Raw genomic sequence first — 18,854 nt, forward strand, 5'->3', positions numbered from 1 at the left:
CTGCCGCGCGCCTCCCCGGGGGCCGCCGCGGGGCGGCCCCCCCACCCCGCCCCCCCCGGCGGGGGGGATCGGGCGGGGGGCGCGGGGGGGGCGGGGGGGGGGGGGGCCCCCCCCCCCCCCCCCCCACGCCGGAATTGAGGAGGATGGAGGAACGGTGTCGGCAACGACCACCCCGAGCCCTGACCATGTGCGGCTCTTGGTCAAGGTGGCCCGCATGTACCACGAACGCGGAATGCGACAGCCTGAGATTGCTGCGCATCTCAACATGTCCCAGCCACGGGTCTCCCGCCTCCTGAAGGAAGCGGTCCATCGCGGTGTGGTTCGCACGGTGGTGGTTTCCCCCGAGGGTGTGCACGCCGAGCTCGAGGACGCGCTCGTGGAACGGTACGGACTGCGTGATGCCGTGGTGGTGGAGGTGGAAGGGGCGGGCCTCGACGTGACCCCCGCTCTCGCCGCAGCGACCGCCATCTACCTCGACGCCACACTCAGGGGGGGTGATGTCATCGGCGTGTCCTCCTGGAGTGCCACGCTCCTGGAGTCCGTCAAGGTCATGCGCGCCAAGACGCCCTCCGCGGCGGAGCAAGTCGTGCAGATGCTCGGCGGATCGGGCAGCCCGGAAGTGCAACTGCACGCTACGAGGCTTACTAGCCGGCTGGCCGAACTCACTGGAGCGCAACCAGTGTTCGCCCCGTCGGCCGCACTGGTTGGTAGCAGGGAACTACGCGAACTACTGTCCAGGGAGCCGGCGATAGCCGAGGTCATGCAGGCGTGGTCCCGCCTCACACTGGCCATCCTCGGCATCGGCACCCTCGAACCCTCCCCGCTGCTGCGCCGCTCGGGTAACGCCATCACTCCCGCGGACCAACGGCATCTGGAGGAACTGGGGGCCGTCGGAGACGTCTGCGCCAGATACTTCGACAAGGACGGGAACCCCGTCGACGCTCCGTTCAACAACCGCATCATCGGCATCGAGCCGAACCAACTACGTGCGGTGGAACGGCGCATAGGTGTCGCGGGCGGGCTGAACAAGGTGACGGCGATCCGAGGAGCGGTGCGTGGCGGATGGATCAACATTCTGATCACCGATGCGGAAGTGGCACGAGACCTTCTGGCTGACTGAAATGAACCGTTCCGGGTTAACCTGCGCGTGCGTGCTGACGAAGTGGTACGCACCGGTTCGGTGACGCAGGGCGCGGACGGTGTCGTGGAGGACCTCCGCGGGGGTGAGGACCTTCATGTCGCCCGGGACGTAGTCTTCACCGAGCTGATCCACGATGACACTGCATCCTGCCCAGGCACTGCCGCACTCCGAGACCATGCCCCTCATCGCAGCGGCCTGACTGCCCGTTTCAATCCAGTCATCGACCAACAGCACCCTGTCGGCCGAAGTCAACAAAGACCGCTGCAGCCGAAGACGGCGCTCCTGGCGCCCGGTAGTCCGGCGTTGCGCGACGCTCGATCGTCTTCCCAGGAAACAATCCGTCACCTTTTCGGACCGGGATAAAACCCACGCCCAGTTGCACCGCAGCAGCGGCACCGAGAAGGAACCCCCGGGACTCAACGCCACAGACTGCCGTGATCCGGCGTCTCTGAACGGCTCAACGAGCTCCTTAACGACCCCGTTCAGAGCCCTGGCGTCTCGGAAAACAGACCACACGTCGGCATGGCCGTCAATCCAGGAGTCTGGACGCCGCAGCCAGAAACAAGATCGAGACGCTCGCCAGCAAGAGCGTGATGCAGAAACCCGCGCATACCGCAACGCGGTCGCGAAGCGCAATACTGGGCAGCACACCTACACCGGCATAAGGCAGCTCGAAGAGGACCTTCGACGTGTCCGCCACCCCGGCTACCGGCTGCCGAAGGAGGGGATGTAGTTCAGAGAAGGACCGGGACACCGGCCTGCGCAACTGTCCCCACTGCGATCAGCCGATGACGATCGTCGCCCTGCTGGCCACTCCCGAAGCGCCCTGCCTGTCACCGATCAGCGAGGGCCGGCGGCCTTCTGCCGCCGAGCCCGCGAGCGTCAGAACGGGACGGTCAAGACCGCTTCACGCTGCCGGATCAACCCTTCGCTCAGACGCTCACCGGCGGAGGCGCCGTCTACCCGCAGGCCATGGGGCAACGGACCACCACTGGCCGCGAAGGTCCACGCAGGCTGGCCAATTTCGAGCCCGCTCAGCATCCACTCTGATCATGACGTCCACGCCCTGCTCGCCGAGCCACTCCAAGACGAGCAGAGCCGCATCCTCCACAGCAGAGTTCAGGTCACCCTTCGGCCATCGGCCCTTCGCATCGGTCACCAGCCCGACCCCACTCAGCACCCCAGACAGGCTCGTCACTCCCCACCCTTCCCCACACATTTCGAGATCCAACGAAGTGAAGAAGAGCGACCCTTGCCGATTTCAAGCATCGCCATCAACACCCCGGCCCCGCCCGTGAACACCCCAGAGGGGCGCCCATAGGCAGGGGCTGAACAGCCCCTTGGTCAGCATCGGCCAGATCTCGAAGCCCGCGTTGAAGGCGTCGGGGACGGGGCGTCCTCGCCCGTACTCGCCGAGCAGCGGCTGCGAAGCGGGCTGTCCGTCCTTGGTCAGGGAGACCATCCCTGGCTGCACGGGGGCGCCACCACCGTAGAACTCGGTGAACCGGTCAGGGTTGTCGGTCTCCTCGTACATGCCGTCGAGGTCCATCGCAGCGCTCAGCTCCGGGTGGTTGCCGGCGCCGTGGCAGCACTCGTGGTAGTTCTCCACGAGGATCTTCCAGTTTGCGTTCATGATCTTCGTCGACTGGGCGACCTGCTTCATGTGCTCGATCTCGAGGGGAAGCATCTGCGGCGCCACCGAATCCAAGCGAGCGGCGAGCGCCTTCTCGGTTGGTTCACGCAACGCGATGAAGATGCAACCCTGCCAGGTCTCAACGTGGACCTTCTTCAGACCCCACTCGGCGTAGTCGATGTAATCACCGTCATCGAGGGAGGGCGCGGCGACGAGCTTGCCCTGCTGGTCGTAGGTCCAGGCATGGTACGGGCACGTCAGACGACGTTTGTTGCCCTTCGGCTCGGCGCAGATGCTGTGACCGCGGTGTCGGCACATGTTGCCGACGTCACTGCGGCGAGACCTATTTGAATCTGGACCGGGCGCGTGCGGCTTGTTCCATGGCGTGGCCAAGCACGAAGAGCTGTTCCAGGCGGTCCGGGTGGCCAATGAGCTGCAGCCCCAGCGGCAAGCCCTGGTCTGTTCGGTGACCGGGTACGGTCAGGGCAGGCAGGCCCAGGAGTTGCCACGGCCGGCTCAGGACCGGTGATCCGGTGGCCGCCAGCCCCTCCGGCGCGGGGCCGGGAGCGGCGGGGCCGAGGACGGCGTCGACGTCGGTCAGCAGGGACAGCATCGCGGCGCGCTCCCGCTCGGCAAGGGCCAGGGCCTGTCGGTAGTCCGTGGCCGGGATCGCGCGGCCGTGTGCCAGGAGCTCATTGAGCGGGGTGCTCAACTGGTCCGCGTGGGCTGCTTCCGCGGCCAGTTCGCGAGCGGCCTCGTAGGCCATGACCGTGCCGTGTGTGTCGACGAGCCGGGGCGTCCGGGTGGGCCAGTCGACGTCCACGAGGACGGCGCCGCGGGTCACAGCGTCCTCGGCGGACCGGATCACGGCCGCCTGCATGTCCTCCGCGACCTCGGTCAGTTCGGTGCCCGACCACAGCGCCAGCCGCGGGCGGGTCGGCGGCTGCAGTGGCGCCGGGAGTCGGTCCGCGGTCAACGCCTTGTACACGAGCCGGAGATCGGCGACGGAGGGGGTGAGCAGTCCGACCGCGTCGAGGCTGGGAGAAAGGCCCGCGAATCCCCTGGTGTCGAGCAACCCCCCGGCCGGGGCCACGAACCCCGCGACTCCGCAGTACGCGGCCGGACGGGTCAGCGAGCCGGCGGTCTGGCTGCCCAGGGCCAGGGGGACCACGCCCGCGGCGACGGCGGCCGCCGAACCGCTGGAGGAACCGCCTGGAGTGTGTGCCGGGTTGTGCGGATTCCTGGTGGGTCCCGGCGAGAAGTACGCGAACTCCGTGGTGACTGTCTTGCCCAGGGGAGTCGCGCCCAGCTGCCGGAGCCGGTCGACCAGCGGGGCGTCGGTCTCGGCCGTGCGGCCCTGGCGCAGAGGTGATCCGCACTCGGTCGGCAGGTCGCGGACGTCGATGATGTCCTTGACCCCGAACGGAATGCCGCGCAGGAGTTCGCCGGTCGGCTCGGTGTCGAGCTGCCGCGCGGCGCGCAGCGCTCCGTTCCGGTCGACCCGTACCCACGCTCGTATTTCGGGCTCCGTACGGTCGAGGCGTTCCAGCGCGCCGGTGACCGTGTCGCTCGGGCTCGACTCGCCAGCGGCGAGCCGGGCCACGAGGGCGGACAGGGTCGTGTTGCCGTTCGGGGTCGGCATCGATGTGTTTCCTCTCGTGGGGCGGGCTACAGCTCGAGTACGAGCCGGGCCGTCCGGGCGCGGGACACGCACGTGGCGATCTGGTCGCCCGCCTCCTTCTCCCTGCGGGTCAGGCAGTTGTCGCGATGTTCTGGTACGCCGTCGAGCACGGTGAGGACGCAGGTGCCGCAGATGCCCTCGCGGCAGGACGTGTCGACCTCGATGCCGCCGTCCGCCAGCACCTCGACGATGCTTCGTCCGGGCGGGACGCGGAAGACCTCACCGGTGTCCAGTTCCACCTCGAACGCGTCCCCGGCCTCGACTGTCGGCTCCAGCGGCTGGAAGTGTTCGACGTGGACGTTGTCCTCCGGCAGGGTTCGGAGTGCTGTGTCGGCGACGCGTTGCATGAACTCCTTGGGGCCGCAGGTGTAGACGTGCGTCGCGGGGTCCACGTCCGCCAGTGCGTCCCCCAGTACCTCGGGTTGTGCGCTGCGGTCGACACCGAAGTGGAACTCGACGTCGGCGGCGAACTCCGGGCTCTGCAGCAGGGACACGAACGCCGCCTTCTCGCGGCTGGTCGCGAAGTAGTGGAGACGGAATCGGACGCCGCTGCGCCTCAGTTGGTAGGCCATGCTCAGCAGCGGGGTGATCCCGATGCCGGCTGCGACCAGCACGTGGCTCTCCGCCGCGGGCTCGATGCGGAAGAGGTTGCGAGGTTCGCTGATGGCGAGTTCGTCACCGGCCGCGACCTGGTCGTGCAGTGCCGCGGAGCCGCCGCGCGAGGCCTCCTCCCGCTTGACCGCGATCAGGTAGGAGGCGGTGTCGTCGGGCGGGCCGCACAGCGAGTACTGCCGGGTGATGCCGCCGGGGCCCAGGACGTCCACGTGCGCGCCCGCTTCGTACGGTGCGAACGGGCGGCCGTCGCTGCGCTGCAGCCGCAGGCATCTCACATCTCTTGTTTCGGACGTTGTCTCGCTGACCGTGACTGTGATCATCGCCGCCTCCCCTAGAGCAGGAACCCGGAGGCGTTGACGGCATCCGTGGAGTTGATCAGCCGGATGACCTTCTCCTGGATCAGCGGCCGGGCGCCGTCCAGTCGGATGTGGTGCGTGACGTCCGCGGCGAGTACGAAGGTCTCCTCCCGCCGGTGACCGACCAGGACCTGCGCCGAGCTGAGCTCGACGGACTCTCCGTCGCAGTGCTGGACCACGAACCGGGACAGCGTCCGTACGGTGCGTGCGGCGGCTGTCGCCGAGATCGAGTAGCCGGACGTCAGGCGTTCGATGCGCATCCTGCGCATGCGGTCGTCGTCGTAGACCATGTTCAGGGCGGACGCGAAGTCCTCTGTGTCCGGGTCGATGGGGATCACGTACAGGCCGCCGGGTGCCCAGAGCCGGTCCCATTCCTCGTACTGCTTGCCATCCAGCAAGTGCGCCTCGCGCCAGACCAGTTCGAGTGCCGGAGCGATCCGGGCGTCGTTCAGGTGCGTGGTTTCGGTCGTCTCAACGGACATCGGTCATCATCGCCTTCCACATCGCGTACGCCTCGCGCATCCCGGTTTCGTCGGTGGCGTGCGAGACCCGTCCCTTCTGTTCGTCCTGCTCCCGGCCGAGTCCGCGGTTGACCATGATCGGCAGCCCGGGTCCAGCCGCCGCGCCGCGTTGTACGCGGTCCCAGGCCTCGGAGTCGTCGGTGGTGCCGAAGCCGAACGGGCCTTGGAAGTGCTCGTGGATCCGAAGGCGTTCGCGGTTGACGATGTCCGGGCCGCCGTCGAGGCCGAGGGCGAGGTGCCGGATCTCGGTCTCGGTCGCGGAGATCGGGCGCAGCACCCGGAGGAAGGACATGGACATCGCCACGTTCGGGAACAGGTTGAGGTTGAATCCGGCGCCGTGCATCGAGCGCACGATGCGCCGTACCTGGGCCGGTTCGAAGTCCCGCGAGAGTTCCTCGACGATGGGGCCGAAGCGTTCCTGGAGCGGTTCGGTGCCGTCGTCTTCGTCGAGGTCGACGTGTTCGGGCACCATGATCATGACGCTGTGTCCGTTGCCGAGTGAGTGTGTGACTGCCTTCTCATCGGTCATGAAGGACAGCATCTCCGCGGTCTCCGCGTCCACGGAGGACATCCAGGAGCGGTGCACGATCGGGAAGTGGTAGCCGTCGGTGGTGTTCTCCAGTTGGATCTTCCAGTTGCCGTTGAAACGGAACTTGTGCTCGCCCTGCACCTTGATCGGGTATCCGGCGCCCTGCTTCATGAACAGGTCCATCCAGTGCCGGGCTGGCCCGAGGAAGTCCCCCAGCGGTTCGACGTCCGGGTTGAAGCTGGCGAAGACCATCCCCGCGTACGTGTCCACCTTCAGGCGGTGCAAAGGGAGGTCCTTCTTCTCCAGGACGTCCTCGTAGCCGTCCGGGTAGGGAATGCCGCGCAGCTTGCCGTCGAGGGCGTACGACCACGCGTGGTACGGGCAGGTGAAGCCATTGGCGTTGCCGCGGGGTGTCTCGCACAGGCTTGCGCCGCGGTGGCGGCAGCGGTTGAGCAGGACGTTGATGCCGCCCTTGCGGTCGCGGGTGACGATCACCGGCTGCCGTCCGACCATCGCGGTCCGGAAGTCCCCGGCTTTCGGGATCTCGCTCTCGTGCGCCACCCACACCCAGGTGCGGTTGAAGATGCGGTCCATCTCCAGCTCGAACAGGTCGGGGTCGGTGTAGAGGGAGATGTCCACGCGGTCGGGCTGCACCAGGCTGGCCATGTCGGTGGTTGCGGTGGGTGTGTTCATTGATTCGTTTCCTGTGAGGTGTGGGGTTGTGCGGTTTCGTCCCATGCGGCGCCGGCGGTCCAGTAGTCGCTGCCGTCGGCGCGGATGCCGTGCTGCCACTCGGTGGTTCTGCGCAGGGCGGGTTCGACGGCCGCGCAGGCGGCGTCGGCGCCGTCTGGGCCCTCTTCGGCGGCTCCCCAGTGGACCCAGTTCAGTTCTCTGCCGTCGCGGTCGTGCAGGAACAGGTCGACGTGGAGCCAGCCGTAGCGGCGGATGTCCCGGTAGCAGGTGAGGTGCATGGTGCGGCCGTCTGGGGCAGGTGCTGTCATGCTGCTGCGGCCCCCAGGTCCGCTCCGAAGACCCGCTCCGTGCGAAAGCGCGAGATGAGGACGTCGGCTCCTTCGCTACGGAAGGTCAACTCCAGCCTTGCTACCACGACTTCGGCCGCGCCTGAGTCGTACCGGGACAGCTGCTGCATCAGCCACCGCCCGCGGACCTCGTCGTCGTCGACGTACGTCGTTCCGGGGTGGAGCAGATGGACGTTCGCCCGGAAGTGCCCATGGGGAGGCAGGTGGGCCGAGAGCATCGCCTCGATCGCCGCCGGCCCGGTCGTGCGGCCGAACTTCGCTGCGTAGAGCGGTCCGACGCCCTCCCATACGGCGTCCGGGGTGAAGAGCTCCGCCAGGCTGCCGGACGCGTGGGATGGCCGGGGGACGTCGCAGAGTTCCAGGTAGCGGGTCAACACTTGGTGTGCCAGACGTTCGGGTGATCGTGAATCGGTGCCGGTGGAGGGCATGCGTGACCAGCCTCCTTTCTACGGATTGTGTGATGTGGGGGGTAGGGGTGTCGGTCAGATCGCGGGCACGCCGGCGGGCGTCTCGTCCTCCTGCCGGATCCCGCCTGCGTCGACGGACTTCGTGCGGGTCTCGGGAGCCAGTGCCACGGAGACGACCGTGATCCCGCCCATGCCGATGAGGAGCAGGGCTACTGGCCAGGAAGCGCCCGCCCAGGCGAACAGCGCGGTGGCGATGATGGGTGAGAAGCCGCCGGCGACCACGGAGGCGACCTCGTGTCCGAGGGCGACGCCGCTGTAGCGCACCCGGCTGTCGTTGAAGAGTTCGGTGATGAACGCCGGCTGGGTGCCGATCATCGCGCCGTGGCAGATCACGACCGCGACGAAGACCGCGACGAAGATCAGTACGGGGTTGCGGGTGTTGAACAGCCAGAAGAACGGGAACGCCCAGGCGATGACCGCGATCGCCCCGCCCAGATAGACCGGGCGTCGTCCAACGCGGTCGGAGAGCGCTCCCCAGAGCGGCATCGCGAACGACTCGAAGAACATGCCCGTGACAACGGCGATCAGTGCCAGGTCGCCGTCCACGCCGATCTTTGCCGCGTAGGAGAGGCTGAAGGTGAGGAAGAGGTAGGTCGCGCCGTTCTCGGCAATGCGTGCGCCGAAGGTGATCAGCACCGCCTTGGGCTGGGTGCGCAGGACCTCGATCGCTGGCAGCTTGGTCTTCCCCGCCGCCGGGGACGCATTCGATGCGGCCTGTTTGTGCGCCGCAGTCTCCATGACCCGCAGCCGGATCAGCAGTCCCACGGCGGTCAGCAGGATGCCGGCCAGGAAGGGGATCCGCCAGCCCCAGGCGTGGAAGGCCTCGTCGCTGGTGGTCGCCTGGACCAGCCAGTACGTCGCGGCGGAGAGCACGAAGCCGAGCCCCACGCCCGTCTGGCTCCAGGCCGAGTAGTAACCGCGGCGGTGCTCCGGCGCCTGTTCACTGACGATCAGAACACCGCCGCCCCACTCGCCGCCGGCGGCTATGCCCTGCACGACCCGCAGCGTCAGCAGCAGCACCGGCGCCCACACTCCGATGGTGCCGTACGTGGGCAGGACACCGATCAGGAAGGTCGCCACACCCATGATCATCAGGGTGATCACCAGGACCGACTTGCGGCCGACCCGGTCGCCGAAGTGCCCGAAGACGACACCGCCGAGCGGTCGTGCCAAAAAGCCCGCCGCGTTGGTCCCGAAGGCAGCGATCGTGCCGACCAGCGGGTCGACGTTGGGGAAGAACAGGGTGTTGAAGACAAGCGCGGCCGCCGTGCCGTAGAGGAAGAAGTCGTACCACTCCAGCGCGCTGCCCACCAGGCTCGCCGTCGCCGCCCGGCGCACCGCGCTGTGGGCACGGTTCGTTCCTGCCATGCTCGCCCTCCCAATTGACCGCTTGCGGATGCACAGCCGGGATTCGGCTGTCCGGGATTGTTGTTCACGGATTGTTCGCGACGGCGTTGTCGGACGAAATGCCATTGGCCCGGTCACCGGACCGAAAAGTTGGCGATGCTCAGTCGTTTACCGACTCGAAATCCCGCGTCAACGCACGACCGGCCGCCGTGACCACAGGAGCGAGCCGCGGCACGTCCAACCGACCGATCGGCCCGGTGACGGTCAGCGTGGCCACGGCAATGCCCGCGGAGAACACGGGGGCGCCGACCGCCCCGTAGCCAACGACGAGTTCCTGGCGGTCGACGGCATAGCCCTGCCGGCGCACCTGCTCCAATTCGGCCGCCAGCCGGGCCGGCTCCGTGATCGTCCACTGGGTCCGGCGGCGCAGCGGGGCGGCCAGGACCCGCCCGCGGATCGCGGGGTCGCCGAAGGCCAGCAAGGCCTTGCCCGAGGCGCCGCAGTGGAACGGCACCCTGCCCTCGACCTGCGTGACGGCCACGCCGCCGCCACGCTGGCTGAAGTACTTCTCCAGAAAGAGGACCTCCTGATCCCCGGGAAACGCCAGCACCACGGTCTCCCGGGTGGTGAGCGCCAGGTCCTCGAGGTACCGGGCCGCGATCAGGCGCAAAGCCCTGGTCCGCGGCACACGCTGGCCCAACTCGAAGAGCAGCGAACCCAGTTCGTAGCGGCGACCGTGCCGGTTCAGCAGGCCGACGTCCACCATCTCGGTGGCCACACGGTGGACCGTGGTCTTCGCAAGCCCGGTCCGCCGCGCCAGCTCCGACAGACCGAGCACCGGCGCGCCGGTGTCGAAGACACCCAGGATCAGCCGCACCTTGCGCAGCAGAGAGTCACCGTCCGGCTCGGCCTTCATCACGCTCCCTCTCTCCCGGCACTCTCGCGGCGCGCACGTCTACGCGGTGCCCCAGCGGGCGCGCAGGTCAGTCGCGTAGGCACCGAACTCCTTGACCATGGAAACCCGCTCCGGTTGCAGCAGCCACTGCTGCTGCAACCCGTCCACCAGCGCGATCGTGTTGTGCACGAGGACCGAGGCGGGGGCGTCGGCCCGGATCTCGCCGCGCACCTGGCCGATGCGAATGGCATCGGTCAGCCACTGCGTCATCCCGGTATAGCGCTCCTTGAGCCAGTTGTGGGCGGGGTGGCTCTGCTCCATCGCCTCCGCGGAGAGCCGGACGTAGAGACCCACGAGGTGCGGCCGGGTCGAATTGCGCGCGACCAGCGCCTCGAGGGCCTCGAACGCGTCCCAGCCCAACGGCGCCTCCCCGTCCTCGCCGGTGAGGAACGCGCCGTCCTCGGCATCACGCTCCTCCAGCACGGCCGACAGCAGCACGGCCTTGCTCGGGAAGTGGTGCAGCAGACCGGACTGCGACAGCCCGGTCCGCTCCGCCACCTTCGCCACGGACGTGCCCTTGAACCCGGCGGTGGCGAACAACTCCAGCGCCGCCCGCACAGCCTTCACACGCGACGCCTGGCCGGCCTGCTCACGCCGGGACAGAGCCCGTGCCGAGTGGTACCGAGCGGGGAAGGACATGCTTACTCCTGATCTTCAGTGGGCCGCGGGCAGCGTAATCCGGATGTCGCCAAGGCCGCGGGCAACCAACACCTCACCGGTGAGCGGCAGTTGCTCCCAGGCGCCCTCATGCCACCGTCGCAGCGCCCGCGCGTCCACCAACACGTCGACCGACGCGGTCCGGCCGGGCTCGAGGTCGACGCCGGTCCATCCGACGAGCCGTACGGGCTCCCCCTCCGGCCGCCAGTACACCTGCACGACCTCGCGACCCGCACGCGCTCCAGTGTTGGTCACCGTGACACGCACCGAACGGATCGTGCTGTCGTCGACGGCCAACTCGGCCTCGCCGTAAGCCCATTCGGTGTAGCCGAGCCCGTGTCCGAACCAGAAGAGCGGCTCAGTCCGCTCGCGGTGCCACCCGCGGTAGCCGACAGCGATCCCTTCGCCGTACGACACTTCGCCGTGCACGGGCACCGGCGACCAGACCGGGCCGTCCCCGTCCCGGGCCGGGAAGGTGGTGACGAGCCGGCCCGCGGGTTCCACCTCGCCGGTCAGGGCCGCCGCCACCGCCGCTCCCGCCTCCTGACCGGGCAGCCCCGCCCACAGCACGGCGTCGACCCGCTCCAGCCACGGCATCAGCACAGGCGTGGCCGCGTTGACCACGACCACGGTCCGCTTCGCGGCGGCGGCTACCGCGGCGATCAGGGCATCCTGTTCGCCGGGCAGCGCGAGGGTGATCTTGTCGACCTCTTCGGTCTCCTGCTCCGGGGTGAGCCCGACGACGACCACCGCGACATCGGCTTCGCGGGCCGCCCGGACGGCCGCGCCGATCGCCGCCGCCGGCGGCTTCGGGGCCACCCGGGCGGCCAGGCCGATGATCCGGTCGCCCGGTTCGGCGGTCGTGACCGCGGTGATCCGCGCGCCCGGTTCCAGGTCGAGGGTGACGGTACGGTACGGCAGCCGCAGCACCTCCCCCGCGTCGTCCACGCGCTCCAGCCGGACCCGCTCGTAGTGCCCTGGCACGCTGAACGTCCACTCTCCCCGGCCGCGCACACCGACCTGCATCCGGGGCGGCTCCGCCAGGGCGACCTCGGCGGTCAGCTCGATGGTCGCCGCCGGCCGCACCCAGGGACTCTCCCGGGTGAAGAGTTCGCTCCAGCCGACGTGCCGGGACTCGATCACCTCGCCGTCGGCGTCGCGGGTCGTGACCCGCATGCCGAACTCTCCCGTTTCCGGGTCCCGGAGCAAGCCCTCGGCAGCGGTCAGCGGGTCCCTGCGGACCTCGACCCCGTCCACGACAGTCACCCGGTCCGCGCCGAGCGCCTGCATGATGCCGTCCGCGATGCTGATCTCATGCGGCGGCCGGACCTCCGCCGAACCGGCGCCCTGCGTCACGGTCTCCAAGGCGTGCCGCCCGATCACGGCGACCTTCCCGCCAGCTGCCAACGGAAGCGCCGAGGCACGGTTGACGAGCACGGTCATACCGCCCGCGGCCAGCCGCCGCAGCACCGCGCGCCGCCTCGCACTGTCGGGCGCCGGCCCCGTGGACGGCCACTGCCTCTGCGTGCCGAACGCGCCTACCCGGTCCGCCAAGCGCAGCAGTCGGCGCACCTGCTCGTCGACGGTGGACTCGGCTACCTCGCCACGGCGGACGGCCGCGACGAGTTTCTCGCCCCACGGCCCCGCGGGGCCCGGCATGATCAGGTCCAGTCCGGCGTTGGCGCTGTCCGCGGTGGACGTGGCGGCGTACCAGTCGGACATGACTAGCCCGTTGTATCCCCACTCCCCCTTCAGGACGCCCTCGATCAGCTCGGTGTGCTCGGTGGCGGGTGTGCCGTTGACCCGGTTGTACGCGGCCATGACCGCCCAGGGGTTGGCGTCGGCCACCGCCATCTCGAACGGCAGGAGGTACACCTCGCGCAGAGTCCGCTCGTCCAGCAGGGAGTTGACGGTCTTCCGGTCGGTCTCCGCTTCGTTGGCCACGAAGTGCTTCAGCGTCGCCGCGGTGCCGTGTTCCTGCAGGGCGTTGATGTACGCCGTCGCCAGGGCGCCGGTGAGCAGCGGATCCTCACTGAACTCCTCGAACAGGCGCCCGTTCAGCGCGGTGCGATGCAGGTTGACCGTCGGGCCGAGCACGACGTGGACGTGCTGGGCGGCCGCCTCCTCGGCAAGCAGCGCGCCCACCTCCGCCGCGACTGCGGTGTCCCAGTGCTGAGCCAAGAGGGTCGCGTTGGGCAGCTGGCAGGCGATGCGCCCGCCGGTAAAAAGGGCGCCGCGCACGCCGGTCGGGCCGTCGGAGAACACAACTTCGGCGAGGCCGACCGACGGCTCTGGGTGGAGGGTGAAGCTGGTGGCGCCGGTCAGCAGGCGGACCTTGGCTTCGAGGTCCAGGGCGCCGATCGCCTTGTCGATGCGGACTTCCAGGTCTGACATGGTCTAACGCACCTTCCTGATCGGGAAGATCATGGCTGCGCCCACCACAGCGACGGCGGCCGCGGTCCCCAGCAGAAGGTCGTAGTTGTGCCCGCCGCCGATTCCGACCAACACGGCACCGACCGCCGGAGCAAGGCTCTGCGGTACAACCTGGGCCATGTTGAGCACGCCCAGGTTCTTCGCTGAGTCGTTGAACCCGGGCAGGACGTCCATCACCAGCGCCAGGTCGACCCCGATGTAGATGCCGAAGCCGAGTCCGAGTACCACCTCGGCAACGTAGAAGCCGGTGACGGTGTCCGCCTGCACGAGCATCGCCATGCCGAGTCCGAAGACCAGAGCCGAGGCGATGACGAACGGTTTGCGGCGGCCCACCTTGTCCGACAGCCACCCGGCCGCCTGCCCGGCCAGTGCGAGCGTGATCGTGTACACGGTGACCGCGGTGGCAAGTACCGCGACCGCACGCTCGACCGACAGCCCCAGTTCGTACTCTATGTAGAGCAGCCGGTATGTCATGAACAGGTACAGCGACATGGTGATCAGGAACCGTGAGCCCCAGGCCCAGGCGAAGTCGGGGTGCTTGCGGGGGGAGAGCCAGAACGTCTTGAGGACCGCGCGCAGCCCTTCGCTCGGCGGGCGCTCGGCGAGCTGCTTGTCCGGCAGCAGCAGTAGGAACGGCACCAAGAACAGCACCCCGATCAGGGCGGGCACCACGAACATCAACAGCAGGCTCCCGATGAGCCACTGGGCGACGTAGGCCGCACCGAGCTTGCTGCCCTGCTGCATGAGGCCGATCAGGCCGCTGACCCGGCCGCGCTGAGCCGTCGGTATCTGGTCGGCGACCGACGCCAGCAGAGCCGCCTGCGCGGCATTGGCGAAGGCCTGCGCCGCGAACCAGGCGATCGCGATCCCGATGACGTTGGGCACGAGAGCGAGGACAAGCTCGCTCACGGCGAGCCCGACGACGCCCAGGAGAAGCCAGGGACGGCGGCGGCCGAAGCGCCCGGTCGTGCGGTCGCTGATCCGGCCGAAGACGGGATTGGCGACCAGCGCCGCGACGGCACCGATGCTGCTGACCGTTCCGAACACGGCGACCACGTTGTCCTCGCCGACGACCGACTGGACCTTGAGCGTCAAGCTGGCCGTGACGGGAGTGATCAGCGCAAGGGAGAGGCCGAGCTGAGCCAGTGCCATCGTCCCTACCACCCTGGGTGGCGCCTTTTCGGTCGGCGGGGAGACGACGGCATCGACGAGAGGCACTGCTGCGCCGGTCGTGGCCATGGATCCTCCTTCAGGCCCACGAGGGATGCGTGGGCGAAGTGACGGGATATGAGAACACGCAACCGACCGAGTACTCGGTCTGTATATCGGAACGTGATGTCCCTGTAGCGGTTGCGTTGTGAATGGGAAATGCTCTGTGACGTGCGCCGGAGGGCGCCTACGCGGCCTGCCAGTGCGCTCGGCGTGGACCGGAGTGTGGCCGTCGCGTGAACGGAAACCAACCGCATTGGTCCGCTGTCCGGGCCGAAAACTCAGACGCGGCCACTCTTTTTCGGTGTACCGCTCGAAAACACCATGCTGGTCCCTGGCCGCCACCATCACCGCAGGCATCCCGCTCAGCGTGGTCTCCAAGACCCTGCGGCACTCCACCCTGTCGACCACTGCGAACCTCTACAGCCACCTCACACAGCAGGCCGCCCGCGAAGCCGTCGATACCATCCACCGCACCCCCACCAGGGCCGAACAAACCAGCGTCCGCCAGTCCCAGCCGACATGGCTGCGACCACTACGCGACCGCATCCACCGCCTCGGTGGAGTCTTCCGTCGGCTCCGCTCCCCCGCCCCGCCAGCCTTCAGCGCCGCCGCCAACCAGCCCCGCCCCGGGCGTGCGACCACACCGCGACCACCACGTCCCGGGACACACAAGAGGCCGCCCTCTCGATCACGAGAGAACGGCCTCCGACCTGTGACAACACAAGTCGAGACGACAGGAGTAGCAGCCGCTACAAATCACGAAGGGAGCCGGCGTCGCCCTGACCACGCTCTCCCTGTTCTACTTGGCGAGCTCATATCTCGCCGGCTACGGCACCGAAACGCTCGGCTTCTCCCGCAACCAGGTCCTTCTCGTTGGTCTGATCGCCGGGGCCTTCTACGCCGCCACCACAGCCATCAGTGCCATCTTGTCCCATCGGGTCGGGCGGAAAAGAATGATCGGTGGCACCCACCTCGCTGGCATCGTCTGGGTACTCCTGCTCTTTCCCATCGTCAATACCGGCTCACTCTTCGGCTATGCATCAGGCGTCACGGGGACAACAATCATTGCCGGTCTCGCCTACGGACCTGTCGGAGCATTCCTGCCGGAACAGTTCCGAACCCGCTACCGCTACACCGCCACCGGTCGTTCCTACAACCTCACTGGCGTACTCGGTGGAGGACTTGTCCCACTGCTTGCACCCGTGATCGTCGGCGCATCGGCGACCGCTAGCCAAAAGCGCGCCGGCACGGGAAATCGCAGACCGCGCCGCGAACACGAGACATGCCAGCAGGCGACGAGCGCGGGCGCCCGGGTCGAGGACGATGGCTACGCCACGACAGGACGGCGAGGACGCGTGCGCCATGGCCGGGTACACCCCCGACCCTCACGCATTCGACGCCAAACCCCCTGCTCAGGGCGTATTGCTTTCAATCACAAAAAGAGCTACATGGGATTTATAGGCATGTCGGCACAGTGCCCGTTTCCAAGTCCACCGCAGACTCGATCGGCTCGCCGACGGGACGACCCACAAGGGCGCCGTGACACCTGCGGGCTGGGCCGGGTCAAGCCGCGTGCAGGATGGCCGCCGCATGAGCGGAGGCCATCCTCTGCCGTCGCCCCGCGGGCCCTCAGCCGCCCGCGACCGGGCATTCCCGCCACAGGCTGAGGAGGTGAGATCGATGGACTGGCTGAGGGTGTCGTCCCATCGCCACAAGGGGTGGACGGTCGTCGAGGTGAGCGGTGAACTCGACGTCGCTACCAGGAACCAGCTGGGCGACCACCTCGAAGAGTCATTGCCGCGCACACCCCGGCACGGGTCGTTCTGGACATGTCCGCCCTGGACTTCTGCGACGCGAGCGGCCTGAGTGTCCTGGTTGCCGCGCACCACGCGGCCAAGGACCGTCAGGGCCAGCTTCGCCTGGTATGCCCGCAGCGGCGCATCCGGCGCCTCCTGCAGATCACGGAGCTGAGCGACGTGATGCCTGTCTTCGACACCGTCGCCCAGGCCACCGCTACGGTGCAGGACCGCGAAGAGGAGGTGCTCCAGCCATGGCCCCACTTACAGTCCGAGATGACGAACTGACTGTCAGACGGGACTGGTGGGGGAAGATCCTCGCACGCCGAGGCGACGCCAAGGTGCCGCTCTTCGCGAAGGCGACCGTCGAGGCTTCCTGGCCCCGCCTCCTGCGCGGCACACCCGGCCCGGGCAGGTGGGCCCCAGGCGCAATCTGCCTTGGTGTGCGGGAGCGCAATTGATGCCGCACGCGGTGCGCCAGGGCCGCGTGCACCCGTTCGTCACGGCCGGCGAGGGCACGGACCAAATGGGCGGTGCACCGCGGCGGAGACGACACAGGCGAGCCCGAACACCCCGGTCGCGAGCGGGCGGTAGAGCTGAGCCGCCCGCTCCAAGGGGCAGGTCTCGCGTCGTCCGACGAAGGGGCGCGTCAAGGATTCTTGACATGCAGTCGGGCGTCAAGGCACCTTTACATGCATGAGTGAGGACGAACCCCGCCCCTGTCTTGCTGCCGACGCGGCAGACCGGGAGGTCATGGGGCTGACCTTGAAGGCCAACACGACGCTGCTCGCCGACGTGCTCCTGGGCAGCCGGGAGACCGGCGGCGATCCGGCGCTCACCGCGCTCGCCGCCTCCCGCGGCCTCATCGCCGTCGTCGACGACATCCAGCGCGCCCTGGTGCGACAGGCCCGCAGCCGCGGCCTCAGCTGGGCCGCCATCGGCGACGTGCTGCACGTCACGCGCCAGGCCGCGTTCCAGCGATTCGGCGGAACCGCGGACACTTCGCAGGGCACCCAAGAGCTGCCCGGCGCGGCCGAAGCGGCGATGCGGGTGCTTGAGCACTTCGTGCACCAGCGATGGGACGAGATGCGCTCCAGCTTCGACACGCGGATGGCGCAGGCGGCCCCAGCCGACATGCTGCGCGGGATCTGGCAAAAGTCAGACCGCGAATTCGGCCCATTCCTGGAGCTGGGCACGCCCACCGTGCGCACCATCTCCGGCTACACCGTGGTCGACATCCCCGTGGCCCACGAGCGCGGCGACCTGGTGCGCCGGGTCGCCCTCAACGCCGACGGACAAGTCGCAGGCTTCTTCGTCCTGCCGGCAGAGACGGAATGACCATGCACGGCACGAAAAAACCGCAGGACGACGACGTGGCCTGCCCCGATGCGCCGTCCGGCAGGCGCAGGCCGAGGGCGGCGCGCCTGTCCGTCGTCCTCATGGCAGTGGCTTCTCTCGCCCCGCTCGCCGTGGGCCGCCCTGCTGATCGCGACCGGCCTCGGCCTCGCGGTCGCCGCCACCGTGCTGTCCGGGGGTAGTTCGCTGCCGCTCAAGCCTGGCGCTTCTTGCGGAGTCTCACGCGGCCTGCGCAGGACGCGTGAGACTGACAGGCGAGCCTCTGCCCCAGACGACGGCTGACCGGCCTGATCAGGTCGCGGTGATCCGCTTGGCCGAGGTGCACCCCCAGCGGTGGCGGTGGACGCTTATAGGGCATGAGGGCCCTGTGGTCCAGCGTGACCCGGTTCGGGCTGGTGAGGGCTCCTGCGCTATTCGCTGGGGTCGAGGGGCGTGATGCCGGTGTCCGCGTACAGCTCCGGCTGCAGGGACAGCACGGTGACCGGGGTCCCGGCGAGTCCGGCCTCCCAGGCAATTGCCGCCGGGTGCGCGGCGGCAAGGTTGGTACGCGGCCAGGCGGCGGCCTGCAGCGCGTGCTCCGTGGTCAGCGGCAGATGCTCGACATGGCGCAGCCGGGAGGCGTGGATGCCGGCGCCCGGGCTGGCCACCTCGGCGGCCCACACGCACGCGGCCGGCACCACGATGTGTCCGCGCTGGTGGCTGGCCTCGATGTAGAGGCCGGTGAAGAACTCGTCCGCGTCGTACAGGGCGACGAGCGCGGTGTGGTCCAGGACAGCGGTCTCGCTGTGATCGCTCACGCGGCGCGGCCGCTGCTGTGGCCGGCCGCCCGGTGGGCGCGGATCTTCTCCCAGGCCGAGGCCCCGGTCGCCTTCACCTTCGGGGTGTACTCGACGCCCAGCTCGCGGGCCGCGTCCTGGGCCCGCTGCTCACGCTCGGCCTCGGTCGGCTCCCGCTCGGCGAGCTCCGCCAGCAGCGCGGTCAGGGTCATGTGACGCTCGTCCGCCAGGACCTTGAGCCGGTCCCGGACGGCTTCTGTGGTCTTGATGCTGGTCGTCGCCTTCGCCTCACTCATACACCCGACTCTACCGTCGGTAGAGTCACGTGTCAGGAGAACA

18 protein-coding genes are annotated in these 18,854 nt (G+C 68.7%); 4 read left to right on the forward strand and 14 right to left on the reverse strand.

Translation table 11 applies throughout. The annotated features are described in order from the left end of the window. Nucleotides 1-187 precede the first annotated feature (187 nt). Nucleotides 188-1,120, forward strand: coding sequence for a sugar-binding transcriptional regulator (locus ACFC96_RS13225; RefSeq protein WP_376612303.1), 933 nt, complete (start codon nucleotides 188-190; stop codon nucleotides 1,118-1,120). A gap of 1,282 nt (nucleotides 1,121-2,402) precedes the next feature. Here ACFC96_RS13225 and ACFC96_RS13230 read toward each other — a convergent pair. From ACFC96_RS13230 to ACFC96_RS13285, 12 genes are all read right to left on the reverse strand, one after another. Continuing rightward, nucleotides 2,403-3,092: a Rieske 2Fe-2S domain-containing protein gene (locus tag ACFC96_RS13230; protein WP_376612146.1), complete on the reverse strand. Its 690-nt coding sequence runs from the start codon at nucleotides 3,090-3,092 to the stop codon at nucleotides 2,403-2,405. Between the two features lie 25 nt (nucleotides 3,093-3,117). Continuing rightward, the gene (locus ACFC96_RS13235; RefSeq protein ID WP_376612148.1) at nucleotides 3,118-4,416 is read right to left on the reverse strand and encodes an amidase; all 1,299 of its coding nucleotides are present in this window, start codon (nucleotides 4,414-4,416) and stop codon (nucleotides 3,118-3,120) included. Nucleotides 4,417-4,442: 26 nt separating this feature from the next. Further along, complete coding sequence (locus tag ACFC96_RS13240) at nucleotides 4,443-5,390, reverse strand: PDR/VanB family oxidoreductase (protein WP_376612150.1); 948 nt, start codon at nucleotides 5,388-5,390, stop codon at nucleotides 4,443-4,445. An 11-nt stretch (nucleotides 5,391-5,401) separates the two neighbouring features. Continuing rightward, on the reverse strand, nucleotides 5,402-5,908 hold the full coding sequence (locus tag ACFC96_RS13245; RefSeq protein ID WP_376612151.1) for an aromatic-ring-hydroxylating dioxygenase subunit beta: 507 nt from the start codon (nucleotides 5,906-5,908) through the stop codon (nucleotides 5,402-5,404). Then, on the reverse strand, nucleotides 5,898-7,169 hold the full coding sequence (locus tag ACFC96_RS13250; RefSeq protein ID WP_376612153.1) for a Rieske 2Fe-2S domain-containing protein: 1,272 nt from the start codon (nucleotides 7,167-7,169) through the stop codon (nucleotides 5,898-5,900). The genes ACFC96_RS13245 and ACFC96_RS13250 overlap by 11 nt, the downstream gene beginning before the upstream one ends. Continuing rightward, nucleotides 7,166-7,477 (reverse strand): hypothetical protein, encoded by a 312-nt coding sequence (locus ACFC96_RS13255; RefSeq protein WP_376612155.1) that lies wholly within the window; start codon nucleotides 7,475-7,477, stop codon nucleotides 7,166-7,168. Before ACFC96_RS13255 ends, ACFC96_RS13250 begins: the two co-directional genes overlap by 4 nt. Then, nucleotides 7,474-7,944: a nuclear transport factor 2 family protein gene (locus ACFC96_RS13260; protein WP_376612157.1), complete on the reverse strand. Its 471-nt coding sequence runs from the start codon at nucleotides 7,942-7,944 to the stop codon at nucleotides 7,474-7,476. Before ACFC96_RS13260 ends, ACFC96_RS13255 begins: the two co-directional genes overlap by 4 nt. 54 nt (nucleotides 7,945-7,998) lie before the next feature. Continuing rightward, a complete protein-coding gene (locus ACFC96_RS13265) occupies nucleotides 7,999-9,351 on the reverse strand; it encodes an MFS transporter (protein ID WP_376612159.1) in 1,353 nt (450 codons plus the stop codon). A gap of 139 nt (nucleotides 9,352-9,490) precedes the next feature. Further along, nucleotides 9,491-10,246, reverse strand: coding sequence for an IclR family transcriptional regulator (locus ACFC96_RS13270; RefSeq protein ID WP_376612304.1), 756 nt, complete (start codon nucleotides 10,244-10,246; stop codon nucleotides 9,491-9,493). A gap of 39 nt (nucleotides 10,247-10,285) precedes the next feature. Beyond that, entirely contained in the window at nucleotides 10,286-10,924 is a 639-nt protein-coding gene (locus ACFC96_RS13275) for a TetR/AcrR family transcriptional regulator (RefSeq protein ID WP_376612161.1), read from the reverse strand. Nucleotides 10,925-10,939: 15 nt separating this feature from the next. Continuing rightward, nucleotides 10,940-13,336: a glycoside hydrolase family 3 C-terminal domain-containing protein gene (locus ACFC96_RS13280; RefSeq protein ID WP_376612163.1), complete on the reverse strand. Its 2,397-nt coding sequence runs from the start codon at nucleotides 13,334-13,336 to the stop codon at nucleotides 10,940-10,942. A 3-nt stretch (nucleotides 13,337-13,339) separates the two neighbouring features. Then, nucleotides 13,340-14,614, reverse strand: a complete 1,275-nt coding sequence (locus ACFC96_RS13285) for an MFS transporter (protein ID WP_376612165.1) — start codon at nucleotides 14,612-14,614, stop codon at nucleotides 13,340-13,342. A 776-nt stretch (nucleotides 14,615-15,390) separates the two neighbouring features. Between ACFC96_RS13285 and ACFC96_RS13290 the strand changes: the two genes are divergently transcribed. From ACFC96_RS13290 to ACFC96_RS13300, 3 genes are all read left to right on the forward strand, one after another. Then, nucleotides 15,391-16,254, forward strand: a complete 864-nt coding sequence (locus ACFC96_RS13290) for an MFS transporter (protein WP_376612167.1) — start codon at nucleotides 15,391-15,393, stop codon at nucleotides 16,252-16,254. Between the two features lie 126 nt (nucleotides 16,255-16,380). Further along, nucleotides 16,381-16,671, forward strand: a complete 291-nt coding sequence (locus ACFC96_RS13295) for an STAS domain-containing protein (protein WP_376612306.1) — start codon at nucleotides 16,381-16,383, stop codon at nucleotides 16,669-16,671. Nucleotides 16,672-17,079: 408 nt separating this feature from the next. Continuing rightward, entirely contained in the window at nucleotides 17,080-17,721 is a 642-nt protein-coding gene (locus ACFC96_RS13300) for a DUF3887 domain-containing protein (protein WP_376612169.1), read from the forward strand. A 428-nt stretch (nucleotides 17,722-18,149) separates the two neighbouring features. On the opposite strand, the gene ACFC96_RS13305 is transcribed toward ACFC96_RS13300, so the two are convergent. Both ACFC96_RS13305 and ACFC96_RS13310 read right to left on the reverse strand, forming a co-directional pair. Next, nucleotides 18,150-18,536, reverse strand: coding sequence for a hypothetical protein (locus tag ACFC96_RS13305; RefSeq protein ID WP_376612171.1), 387 nt, complete (start codon nucleotides 18,534-18,536; stop codon nucleotides 18,150-18,152). Further along, nucleotides 18,533-18,811: a hypothetical protein gene (locus tag ACFC96_RS13310; RefSeq protein ID WP_376612173.1), complete on the reverse strand. Its 279-nt coding sequence runs from the start codon at nucleotides 18,809-18,811 to the stop codon at nucleotides 18,533-18,535. The genes ACFC96_RS13305 and ACFC96_RS13310 overlap by 4 nt, the downstream gene beginning before the upstream one ends. Nucleotides 18,812-18,854: the final 43 nt, after the last annotated feature.

Origin of the sequence: Streptomyces sp. NPDC055955 (genome assembly GCF_042270245.1) — a bacterium.
Taxonomy (GTDB): domain Bacteria; phylum Actinomycetota; class Actinomycetes; order Streptomycetales; family Streptomycetaceae; genus Streptomyces.